The organism is Microbulbifer epialgicus (assembly GCF_041447265.1).
Lineage (GTDB): Bacteria > Pseudomonadota > Gammaproteobacteria > Pseudomonadales > Cellvibrionaceae > Microbulbifer > Microbulbifer epialgicus.
Map to the genome: position 1 here is coordinate 1 of NZ_JBGMEK010000297.1, position 503 is coordinate 503.

The 503-nt window shown below is 54.5% G+C and carries 1 protein-coding gene; it reads right to left on the reverse strand.

The genetic code is table 11. The features are described from left to right. The coding region (locus ACCI49_RS25095; protein ID WP_371841986.1) for an AraC family transcriptional regulator at positions 1 to 503 on the reverse strand (503 nt) is incomplete at both ends.

The window sequence follows — 503 nt, forward strand, 5'->3', positions numbered from 1 at the left end:
GGCCGGTAAAACTATGATCGGATTTGTACTGGGTGAGCAGACACTCTGGCGCTCTGGAAAGGAAGTCCGCCAGCTGCTGCTCGTCTCGCACTAAAGGCATTTGTAGATAGCGGGTATTAAACACTAAACAGGTTTCGGCCTGATTGAAGTAGTGCCGACAGGGGAACATATCGCTGTAATCTTCGTTGTAATCTGGCGGTGGGAAGGCCAGTAAAACACGCTCGAGCAGGATGGTACGATCGATCAGCCAGCTGAAAAAACGCAACCAGATAACCGCGATAGACTCCACAAAGATCTGGTTGGGCAGTTGTTTATCGTTGCTATGGTGGATAATCAGTCTGGCTTGCTCGGCGTCTTCCACCAGCTTGATGTGCAGGTCGTCACTGACCATGCTGATAAAGCGCGCGGAGCGGAGCAGGGCGCGGCGCAGGTTTGGGCAGCTGATGCAGGCATGGCCCATCATTGCGAAGGTGCCGGGCAGCCAGGGACGAGCCAGGAAGCCT